Origin of the sequence: Myxococcus vastator, from assembly GCF_010894475.1 — a bacterium.
GTDB lineage: Bacteria > Myxococcota > Myxococcia > Myxococcales > Myxococcaceae > Myxococcus > Myxococcus vastator.
On the sequence record NZ_JAAIYB010000317.1, the window covers coordinates 1 to 10,160 of the forward strand.

Below are 10,160 nucleotides of genomic sequence, written 5' to 3' on the forward strand. Positions count from 1 at the left end.
CCCGCTCAGCGCGTCCGGGAAGATGAGCAGCGCCCGGCGGCGCCCCGGCGGCATGGGAGGCAGCTTCCCAATGGCCTGTGCCACCGCGTCATGTCCGGCCGCTCGGGGGGCCTTGCTGACGGGCCCACCCATCCCTGTCCCGACCTGCACGTCCACCCCGCAGACGAGCGCGACCACCAGTCCCTGGAGCAGCAGCTCGGTTCCCGCGAAGACGCCCGCCGCGCAGCAGCCGGCCCAGGGAAGGTCTCTGAGCTCGCGCCGGAGCGCCGACGCCAGGTCCACCGCGTCATATTGGTCCGTGCAGAAGACCAAGGCGAAGGTGGGCGCGTCCGCGCCTCGCAGCGCCTCCGCGCTCGCCTCCCGGGCGGCGACTTCGCCATCGGGCGAGCTGCTCTTTCCAATCCGCATCCGCATCCCACTGAAATCGATATCCACGCGCGTACTGGCGTGCAGGTGGCGCCGACTTCGTTCGGTCGAAGCAGGCGCCGTGGGGGCCTGCCTTGGTTGACACCCCCTCGTTCGCCCGGTTGTATCGGCGTGCTCATCGAGTGAGCGCAGCGTGTGCTTGAAAAGGGGGACCTCGTGAGAAACGGAACCGTCATCTTCGCTCTGGCCGTCGTGATTTCCGTGGGGTGCGGCGATGCCGCGGACCCGGACCCGGGCGGGTGCCCCGAGACGGGCACGGGGACGTTGGAGCTGTCCATCCAGGGACTGCCGGCCTCCGCCAGCCCTCACGTCCTCCTCCGCCGAGGCAGTGAGTCCCGGGAGGTGCGCGCGGGTGGCCGGCTGGCGGGGCTCGCGGCGGGCATGTGGACGCTCTCTCCCGAGCCGGTGGCGGTGAGCGGCGGCCGGGTTCGCGCCGCCTATGATGCGCCGGCGCGCCAGCTCTGCGTCGTGGATGGCGAAGTTGCGAACGCGGCCCTCCAATACGCGCTCATCCCCAGCAGCCAGCGGCTGTGGCTGTCCACCAGCAACGGGGCGGCCGAGGTGGAGGCCTTCGCCGCCGCGGACCTGGAGACCACGGGCGCGCCGTCGGCCGCCGTCCAGCTCGATTCGAGCCCGGGCATTCCCCGGGCCTCAGGGCTCGCGTTCGACAGGCGTGGCAACCTCTGGGTGGCGCTGGGTTCGGGGGAGCTGCGGCGCTACCCCGCCGGCGACCTGGGCGCGTCTGGCGTCAAGAGCCCCGATGTCATCATGAGCGGCGGCGTGTTGAGCGCCGGGAGTCCGGGGCCCATCGCCATTGCGTTCGATGCCGCTGGCGACCTCTGGACCTCCATCGGGTTCAGCGACACCGTCGTCCGGTTTGGCGCGGCCCAGCTTGTCTCCGGCACCGCCCCGGCGCCGCAGGTCGTGCTGAGCGGGCTGGGAGACCCCTCCACGCTCGCGTTCGACGCCATGGGCAACCTCTGGGTGGGAGACGTGACGACCGGGGCGTCCCGGGTCCACAAGGTGGCTGCATCGAGCCTCCAGGTGTCCGGCGCCGTGACGCCCGTCACCAGCATCGACGTGATGGAGGCCAGTCCGGGCAGGAGCTTCGCGGGCCCCGCGGGGCTCGCCTTCGATGGGGAGCGGAACCTGTGGGTTTCCTATGGCGCGAGCGGCGTCGTCGTGCGGCTCACGCCCGCTGACCAGGAGGGCTCCGGCGCGGTGAGCGTCGTTCCGAGCATCCAGATTGACGCGGGCGGCCCCAAGGAAGTCGCCTTCGACGAAGGCGGGGGCCTGTGGATGGCCTACGACTCCGGGAGGATTTCCCGGCTGAGCCCGAGCCAGCTCAGCGTCTCTGGCGCGCCCACGCCTGACGTCGTCATCTCCAGCCCCGACCTCGGGGCCACGCATGGCGTCGCGGTGTATCCCGCCCCCGCGAACCTGCCGCTGTTCCACCGGTTGCCGTGACACGGCGCGGGGCGCTGGCGGCTCGGCACTTCCCGCGCTGAATCGATTCGGGAGTTGACGGCAGTGAAGGGGACGTCTGCGGCAGACGGTGTGATTGCGGGGGCCTATGCCCCGCTGCACACTGTGTTGCGGACCATGAAAGCCAATAACTCAATTCCGCCCTGGAGCCCTCGTAGCTCGCTGTTGCTTGTGCTGCTTCTCTCTGCATGCACAGAAGGTCCAATGACCAGACCTGACGCCTCTGTCCGGAAATGGGTGGGTCCGGTGGTGCCTCTACCGAGCGGAGGTCAATTTCGGACGGTCATCTTCTACGGTCCTTGGCAGTGCAGCAGCCAACTCATGGACTACTGCCGCTCGAAGTGCTCAGGAAGTGGCCATGCACTCCACGGCTGCATGTGGCTGGCGGATGTGAAGATGGACTTTGAAGGAACCGTGATGCGAGCGGGGAGCCGCTTCGGGATGACGCACTGTTGTTGCAACTACGCAACGATTGCTCCTGCCCAGACCAACGCAGCGCGGACGCAATGGAACAGCATGCGCCCCGACTTCCGGCGCCACTGGGCAAATCGATTTGGCGCGTGGCCCACCGACACCACTGGGACACCCTACGAGGGGCATCACGTTCGGGACCTCTGGCACGGAGGCAATCCCACCGACTGGGACAACATCATTCCGTTCCCGCAGGACCTGCACCAGCAACTCCCGTCCGCGTACAAGCAGTGTTACGCGAACAACCCACCGTGGACCAGGACCGGGATGGACCATCCCTATGGAGAATGACCCTTCCATGAAGGATCTTCTTGCGGAGGTGTCGCGCCTCCACTTCCCGAACCCTCCTGCAACGCCCGAGCAAATCGAAGCGTTCGAGCACAGCGCCGGTTGGCGTCTGGACCCGGACTTGCGCGCCTTCTATCTGCACTGCAACGGTGCGCGCCTCTTTGACCGCACGGACCCTGCCTTCGCCTTCGTTCCGCTGGCAGAGCTTCGTCGTGCCCGGATCGTCATGCGTAACGACGACAGCGAAGATGCCGGGCCCGCGTCTTGGTATGCCCTCTGCCGTGTGCGGGATAGCAACTTCATCCTGCTTGACGTGAGCGAGCAGCATGACGGCCGCTACCCCCTTCGTGACGGTTACAACGAGGCGTTCCCAGACCCGGGCTACTGCCCCAAGATTGCCAAATCTTTTCGGGAGTTCTTGTTGGGTGCGCTCAAGTCGGAAGAGCGGTGGTTCTGGCTGTCAACCGACGACTAGTGGTGTCATCTGCCGGGTGCGCGGGTTGAAGAAGTCCGCGCCGCCTCGGGCGTCCACTTCCAACAGACGCCGCGCGGCCCGCTGTGGATGGGTCGGCAACCGCATGGCCTGGCCAGCCGTGCCACGGCCGTCTGAACTCGCGCCGCTTTACCTCCTGAGCGGGCCCTGACAGACGGCTTTCGCCATGCGTGCCCAGTGGCATGCCAGCGGCGAGGGTAGCAGGGCTGAGCGTCTTCCGTGCGCTTCGCTCATGACGCGCAACGAACCGTTGAGTAGCCGGGCGGGGGGCTTCCGTCCCCCGTTGCCAGGACGGTAGCGTTGCCCGCATGGCATCGGGCACCGTCTTGCTGCGACTCTGCGTGTTGGGAGGGCTCCTCGCGGGTTCCGCCTCGCTGGCGGCGGAGGCCACGGAGGCTCCCCGCGCCGCGGAGGCTCCTTGGAATGACGAGTCCTCCTCCGTGCAGTGGCAGCTCCTGGTGGGCGGCCTCGCCTCGCTCGACGGCTACGCCTCAACGGGCTACCAGGGATGGTTGCTCGGGGCTGGCTGGGAGTTTCCCCGGCTGCGCATCCGCTTCCAGTACCTGGCGGGCCTCCCGTCGAGCATGGTGGACGCCCGCACCGAGGTGAAGCTGGAGCAGTACGTCTTCGGCTTCTGGCTGGACACGCCCGTGCTCCGCTCGGGCGAGTGGCGCTGGAGCGTGGGCGCGGGGGCGGGCTTCCTCCTCTTCGGCCGGACGGCTTTTGCCCGCGTGGGCGGGCTGGACACCGCGGGCCCCCGCTTCCTCCCCGCGCTCCTCACGGGGCCGGATACCTCCCTGCGCTGGCGCTTCTCCCGGTACCTCGCCGTGGAGGGCTCGCTGTCGATGGACGTCGTCTTCGGCCGCCCTCGCATCGGCTTCCAAGGCCCGCAGGGCTTCGAACCGCTCTATGAGGGCTGGGCCGTCCGGCCGCGGTTGAGCGTCGCGATGATGGTCTTCCCGTGAAAGGTGGCCGTCCGATGAACAACCGTACTGACTTCGCATCGCACGCGCCTCGCGGGCGCTTCCGGCACCTGCTCGTCCTGGCGCTGCTGACCTGGAGCGGAGGCTGCGCCGTGGAGGACCCGATTGCACGACTGCGCGGCGCGGACAGTGGCACGGGCACCTTCTCCACCGACGACGAGGCCCTGCTCCTGGGTGAGGACAGCCTGGAGCTCGTGCTTCCGGATTGCGTGGAGGCCGAGCCGGAGGGGGACTCGGGCGCGGCCTGCGAGGACGCGGGGACGCCGGACGTTCCGTAGTCGTCGGGTGGCAGGCGTGGGTGGACCTCCCACGCGGTGGGAGCCGACGGTGAATCGCACGCCCCGAGGTCCAGGAACTGGCGCGGCCGGCGTCTCGTGTCCATGTTGGGCGCGTCCATCCGGTGAACAGGAAGGTGCGCGTGTTCCAGCCAGCTCCTCGCGATGCGCGGACCCAAGACGGGAGCTGGCCCGTGTTGCTGTGGGAGCCTGCTTCCCCTGGGACGTCGCGGTCCGCGGAGAAGGCGCCGACGCCCTGCGCCATGGCGCCCGTGGTGCTGGAGGTGCGCCCGCGGCTGCGCCCGGCGGATGGCGACGTGACGGTGGGCAGCGGCGCCGAGTGCGACATTGTCCTCGCCGAGCCCACGGTGTCCCGCCTGCATGCGCGCCTTCGTCGTGAGCCGCACACCGGGCTGTGGTGCGTGACGGACCTGGAGAGTGAGCGAGGGACGTACCAGGACGGGGTGCTCATCCTCCCGGGCCGGCCCGCGCCGCTGCTGTGCCGTTCCCGGCTCACGCTGGGGAACGTGGAGCTCCTGTTCCTCCGGACGTATGCCGTCGAGCAGTCCGTGCGCGCGTCCTCGCTGACGCCCCCGGTGCGCTTGACCCGCCGGAGGTGACCTCCTACAAAGGGCGCGCCCTTGGGTGCCCATGCCGGGCTTTCAAGAGGGAAGCCGGTGCGAGTCCGGCGCGGTCCCGCCACTGTGAACGGGCAGCCCTGAGGTCAGGGCCGGGGGCTTCGGTTTGTCGCCACTCCAGCCGCGGCCGAGCGCCGCTTCGGGGGAAGGCGGAAGTCCTCTTCTGGCATGACGCGCCGTGCGCCAGCCGCCAGAGTCCGTCAGCCAGGAGACCTGCCCAGGGGTGCGGCCGAGCCTTTCGTGGGCCCGGGCGGTTGGCCTTCTCTCTTCGTCGGAGGGAGCGGAAGGCGGAGCATGCGGTGGACCTTCCTCGCCGGGCCTGTCGTGTGCCTGGCGCTCAGCCTTCCACGTCCCGTCAGGGCGCAGCCCTCCGAGGCCGAGCCCGCCCCCACGCGCACCACCGTGGTTCGCGGCAGGACACCGCCTCCGCCTGAGTCTCCGGAGCGGAGGGACCCGACGGGCGCCATCACCGTCATCGACGCGCGGGAGCGCGCGGGCGAGGCGCGCGACACGGCGGAGCTGCTCGTGGGCTCGGTGGGGCTCGCGGTGCAGGACTCCGGCGGCTACGGCCAGAGCAAGAGCCTGGTGGTGCGGGGCGCGTCGTCCAACGGCGTGCTCGTGTTCCTGGATGGGATTCCGCTCAACGGCGCGGGTGGCCTGTCGGACCTGTCGCTCATCCCCTCCGCGCTGGTGGAGCGCTTCGAGGTGCTGCGTGGTGGCGCGGGCGCGCGCTATGGCTCGGGCGGCCTGGGCGGCGCCATCAACATCATCACCCGTGCGCCAGGGCCGACCCTGCGCACCAGTGGCGAGGTGACCTACGGGAGCTGGAACACGGCGCTGGGCCACGTCGCCGCCACGGGGCCGATGCTGGGCGGGCAGGCGCTGCTGCTGGTGCACGCGGGCCGCTCGGATGGCGACTTCGCCTACGACGTGGACGACCTGCCCGCCGTGGACGGCAACCCCCAGGTCTCCGAGCGACGTGCCCGCAACAACGCGCGGGGCGGCGGCGCGCTCCTGCGCTACCGGCGACGGCTCGCAGGAGGCTCGCGGCTGGATGCGCTCGCGGAGCTGTCCCTGGAGGACCGCGCCATTCCGGGCACCGTGCAGAACCCCCAGTCCACCGGAGACCAGGAGCTGGGACGGCTGGCGCTGGGCCTTCGCTGGTCTTGCGTGCTCGACGGGCTGGGGCAGGGGAGCGCGCGAGGCTTCTTCCGGCGTGATGGCCTGGAGGTGACGGGACGCATCCCTGGCGCGGGCGGCGCGCAGCGGCACTCGGTGGGCGGCGTGGAGCTGGAGGGCCGCAGGCCGTTGGGAGCCCGCCAGTCGCTGACCGTCACGGTGGCGACCTCGGGTGAGACGGTGACGCAGGAGGAGGGCGCACAGGCCGTCTCGTGGTGGCGCGGCAGCGTCATGGCCATGGATGAGGTGCGGCTCTTCGGCGGCGCGCTGGACGTGGTGCCTTCCATGCGGCTGGAGCGGGTGGGCCCGTACTGGCTGCTGTCGCCGAAGCTGGGCGCCTCCGTCGAGCTGGGGCGCGGCTTCGGCCTGCGCGCCAACGCCGGTCAGTCCCACCGCGCGCCGTCCTTCCTGGAGCTGTACATCCGGCAGGGCACGCTGCTGCCCAACCCCGGATTGAAACCCGAGCGCGCCCTGTACGCGGACGCGGCGGTGAGGTGGCGCTCCGGCCCGGAAGACGGCGAGGACACGGCGCCGCGCTGGGGCCTCACGCTGGGCGGCTTCGCGGCGCTGTACGAGAACCTCATCGCCTATGAGCTGTACCCGCCGCTGATGGCGCGCCCGTACAACTTCGACACCGCGCGCGTGTGGGGCCTGGAGCTGGAGGGCGAGGCGCGGCCCTTTCCCTGGCTCCTGGCCAGCACGGGCTACACGTATCTGCGCACGGAGAACCGCTACGGGGACCCGCGCTTCTTCGGCAAGGACTTGCCGTACCGTCCCAGGCACAAGTGGGTGGGGCGGGTGCGCGCGGGACCGGACTGGCTCAACGCCCGCGCGGAGGTGCTCTACCAGTCCGCGCAGCGCATCAACCGCACCGGCTCGCTGGACTTGCCCTCGCGCACGTGGGTGAGCGCGGGCGCGTCCAGCACCTTCCTCCATGGGCCGGACCTCACCCTGTCCGTCGAGCTGAAGAACCTCCTCGACGTCCGGACCTTCGACTTCACGGGCTTCCCGCTGCCGGGCCGCGCCGTCTACGTGACGCTCGCGGTGGCGCTCGAGCCAGGCGCGTCACCGTCTTCCACCTCTACTCGGGAGCTCCATGACTCGCCCGCGTCCCCTGTCCCCTGAGCCGTTCCTTCCGACCTTGCTGCTGGCGGCCGTGGCGGCGCTGCTGCTCACCGGGTGCCCGGAGGAGGGCGCGGTGTGCACCTCCGGCCTGTCCGTCTGCGGCGAAGCCTGCGTGGACCTGGGCGGCGATGCCGCGAACTGCGGCGCCTGTGGCAACGCGTGCGGTGACGGGCAGACGTGTCAGGCCGGCGTCTGTGGCTGTCGCCCGGGGACGGAGTCCTGCGGCGGCGCGTGCGTGGCCACGGCGAGTGATGCCGCGAACTGCGGCGCCTGTGGCAACGCGTGCTCCGCCGGGCTCGTGTGCGAAGCCAGCGTGTGCCGCGAGGGCTGCTCCGAGGGCAGCTTGCGCTGCGGGGACTCGTGCGTGGACGTGCGCGCGGACGTGCTCAACTGCGGCGCCTGCGGCAACGTGTGCCCGGACGTACAGACGTGCCACGAGGGTCGCTGCGGCTACGACGTGGTGGCGGCCTGCTACACCAACGGGCAACTCGTGGGCATCCAGGCGGGGACGGACCAGCTCGGGCCTCGGCGTCAGTTCGGTTCGGGGGTGCAGACGCTCGCGTCCTGGGACGGCTACGTGCTAGCCGCGGACGCCACGGCGGCGAAGCTGCTCCAGGCGGCGGGCTCGCCCAACGACATCCTGGTGGACCCGCCTTATGTCTACGTCGTGGACTCGGTGAACAACACCTTGCAGGTGCTCAAGCGGGAGGGCCCCTCCCAGGGCCCGGGGCTGGGCCTGCGCACCGTGACGCAGGTGAACCTGGGGGCGAACACCAGCCCGCAGGCGGTGGCGAAGTGGGGCACCACGCTGTACGTCCCCTTGTTCGGCACGGGCGGCTCCATGTTCCAGTTCGGCAACGCCGTCGCGCGCGTGGACATCTCCAACCCCGAGCAGCCGCGCAAGGTGGACACGATTTCGCTCACCGGGCTGGACCTGAAACCCTTCGACGGCGGCACGGTGTTGCCGCTGCCCTACTCCGTCGCGGCGACGGAGGCGGGGGTGTACGTGAGCCTCACCAACCTGAATCCCTACGACGGCTACAAGCCCAATGGCCCGGGCATGCTCGCGAAGATCGACCCCGCGAGCGGCGGCGTGAGCGCCATCGACCTGGGCGCGGCGGATTGCCTCAACGCGGGCTACGTGGAGGCCGTGGGTGACCAGCTCGTGGTGGCCTGCCTGGGCGAGGCCGAGTACGACGAGGCCAACGGGCACAGCGCCAGCGCCGTGCGCGCCTCCGGGCTGGTGCTGGTGAAGAACGACGCGCCCGTGGCGGCGTACGCGCTCACGGCGGGGTGTGAGCCCGGAGCGCCGGGCTGCAACCTCTCCGTGGCCAGCCGCTTCGCGGTGTCGGAGGGCGCGGTGTACCTGGCGGACACGAACGCGGGCCGCGTCTTCGTGGTGGCGGTGGAGGACGGGCGGTTGGTGGAGCGCCGCGGCTTCTCTTCGCCCCAGGCGCTGGGGCCCGCGCTGGAGGCGTGCCCCGTGGACCCGCGCCGGCCCGTGTCCAATGCCATTGACGTCACCGCCCTGCACTGAGGAAGCGCACGCCATGCCGATGATGATGACCTCCACTTCGCGTCCCCGCTCGGGCACGGCCGTCCTGCTCGCCACGGTGCTGTGCCTGCTCGCCGGTACGGTGCGCGCGGCGGAGACCTCGAGGCTGAGGACGCTGGGGCCGCCCGCGCCTTCCCAGGTGCGGCGCGTGGTGACGCTGGCGCCCTCGCTGTCGGCGATGGTGCTGTCCCTGGGCGCGGGGAGCACGCTGGTGGGCGTGTCCCGCTTCGACGAGGCGAAGGACGTGGCGAAGCTGCCCCGCGTGGGCGGCTTCACGGACCCTTCCGTGGAGGCGGTGATTGCGCTCAAGCCAGACCTCGTCCTGGTGCAGCCCGGGCCGGGCAACCAGCGTCCGGTGGAGAAGATGGCGGAGCTGGGCGTGCCCGTGTTGCTCCTGCCGCTGCACTCCGTGGCGGATGTGCTCGCGGCCATGCGCGCGGTGGGGAAGGCGCTCGGCCGGGAGAAGGCGGCGGAGGCGGTGGTGGTGGGCATCGAGGCCACGCGCGCGCGCATCCGGGAGGCGGCGAAGAAGCTGCCCGCGCCGCGGGTGCTGTTCGTCTATGGCTTCGAGCCGCTCGTGGTGGCGGGGCCTGGCTCCTTCGCGGACGAGCTGCTCCGGGACGCGGGCGGCGTCAACGTGGCGGCGGACGCGGGCTCCGCGTACCCGGTGTACTCGGTGGAGCGCGTGGTGCGGGCCCGGGCCTCCGTGGTGGTGGATGCCGCGGACGTGGACGTGGGCAAGGACAAGCTGCGGGCACTGCCCGGCCTGTCCAGCGCCCGCTGGGTGGACCTGCCCTCCATGTCGCTGCTGCAGCCGGGGCCTTCGCTGGGGCGGGGGCTGGAGGAACTCTTCCGTTTGCTGCATCCGGAAGGAACGGGTAAGGCCGCGCCGTGAGCGAGCCGGCGACATCCCAGCGTGCACAGGGCGGAGCGGGAGGTTTTCGCGCGTCGCGCGCGGTGATGTTGTTCGGGGGCTTCCTCGTGGTGGCGGTGGGGTGCCTGGCCGTGGCGGTGCGCTTCGGTGAGCAGTCCATCTCCCTCACCGCCGCGCTGACGGAGCCCACGTCCACGGATGCCGTCATCTTCTGGTCGCTGCGGCTGCCGCGCGCGCTGCTGGGGGCCATCGTGGGCGCGGGGCTGGCGGCCTCGGGCGCCACGCTCCAGGGGCTCTTGCGCAATCCGCTGGCGGACCCGTTCGTGCTCGGCGTGTCCGGCGGGGCGGCGATGGGGGCGACGCTGGCG

General features: G+C 70.9%; 10 protein-coding genes and 1 riboswitch. Of the genes, 9 read left to right on the forward strand and 1 reads right to left on the reverse strand.

Features of this window, described 5'->3' with window-relative positions; all coding sequences use genetic code 11:
- Positions 1-435 (reverse strand): FIST N-terminal domain-containing protein (locus tag G4D87_RS26185; protein ID WP_275902302.1); only part of this gene is annotated, 435 nt, incomplete at its 3' end.
- A gap of 147 nt (positions 436-582) precedes the next feature.
- On the opposite strand from G4D87_RS26185, the gene G4D87_RS26190 reads away from it, so the two are divergent.
- From G4D87_RS26190 to G4D87_RS26230, 9 genes are all read left to right on the forward strand, one after another.
- The gene (locus G4D87_RS26190) at positions 583-1,893 is read left to right on the forward strand and encodes a Vgb family protein (protein ID WP_163785088.1); all 1,311 of its coding nucleotides are present in this window, start codon (positions 583-585) and stop codon (positions 1,891-1,893) included.
- Positions 1,894-2,680: 787 nt separating this feature from the next.
- Positions 2,681-3,145: an SMI1/KNR4 family protein gene (locus G4D87_RS26195; RefSeq protein WP_163785089.1), complete on the forward strand. Its 465-nt coding sequence runs from the start codon at positions 2,681-2,683 to the stop codon at positions 3,143-3,145.
- 326 nt (positions 3,146-3,471) lie between these two features.
- The gene (locus tag G4D87_RS26200) at positions 3,472-4,128 is read left to right on the forward strand and encodes a hypothetical protein (protein WP_163785091.1); all 657 of its coding nucleotides are present in this window, start codon (positions 3,472-3,474) and stop codon (positions 4,126-4,128) included.
- Positions 4,129-4,142: 14 nt separating this feature from the next.
- Positions 4,143-4,424, forward strand: a complete 282-nt coding sequence (locus tag G4D87_RS26205) for a hypothetical protein (protein ID WP_163785093.1) — start codon at positions 4,143-4,145, stop codon at positions 4,422-4,424.
- Positions 4,425-4,615: 191 nt separating this feature from the next.
- Entirely contained in the window at positions 4,616-5,041 is a 426-nt protein-coding gene (locus tag G4D87_RS26210; RefSeq protein WP_240358621.1) for an FHA domain-containing protein, read from the forward strand.
- Positions 5,042-5,047: 6 nt separating this feature from the next.
- Positions 5,048-5,294, forward strand: a riboswitch (cobalamin riboswitch).
- Between the two features lie 59 nt (positions 5,295-5,353).
- Positions 5,354-7,363 carry a TonB-dependent receptor plug domain-containing protein gene (locus tag G4D87_RS26215; protein WP_163785097.1) on the forward strand — a complete coding sequence of 670 codons (2,010 nt, stop codon included), beginning with the start codon at positions 5,354-5,356 and terminating at the stop codon, positions 7,361-7,363.
- Entirely contained in the window at positions 7,335-8,900 is a 1,566-nt protein-coding gene (locus G4D87_RS26220; protein ID WP_163785099.1) for an MXAN_6577-like cysteine-rich protein, read from the forward strand. Before G4D87_RS26215 ends, G4D87_RS26220 begins: the two co-directional genes overlap by 29 nt.
- Before the next feature lie 13 nt (positions 8,901-8,913).
- Entirely contained in the window at positions 8,914-9,813 is a 900-nt protein-coding gene (locus G4D87_RS26225; RefSeq protein ID WP_163785101.1) for an ABC transporter substrate-binding protein, read from the forward strand.
- The coding region (locus G4D87_RS26230) for an iron chelate uptake ABC transporter family permease subunit (protein ID WP_163785104.1) at positions 9,810-10,160 on the forward strand (351 nt) is incomplete at its 3' end. The genes G4D87_RS26225 and G4D87_RS26230, both read left to right, overlap by 4 nt.

Bases quoted from the DNA above. Each gene is read 5' to 3' on its own strand.
- G4D87_RS26195 (WP_163785089.1), top strand. From the start codon at position 2,681: ATGAAGGATCTTCTTGCGGAGGTGTCGCGCCTCCACTTCCCGAACCCT.
- G4D87_RS26200 (WP_163785091.1), top strand. From the start codon at position 3,472: ATGGCATCGGGCACCGTCTTGCTGCGACTCTGCGTGTTGGGAGGGCTC.
- G4D87_RS26205 (WP_163785093.1), top strand. From the start codon at position 4,143: ATGAACAACCGTACTGACTTCGCATCGCACGCGCCTCGCGGGCGCTTC.
- G4D87_RS26215 (WP_163785097.1), top strand. From the start codon at position 5,354: ATGCGGTGGACCTTCCTCGCCGGGCCTGTCGTGTGCCTGGCGCTCAGC.
- G4D87_RS26220 (WP_163785099.1), top strand. From the start codon at position 7,335: ATGACTCGCCCGCGTCCCCTGTCCCCTGAGCCGTTCCTTCCGACCTTG.
- G4D87_RS26225 (WP_163785101.1), top strand. From the start codon at position 8,914: ATGCCGATGATGATGACCTCCACTTCGCGTCCCCGCTCGGGCACGGCC.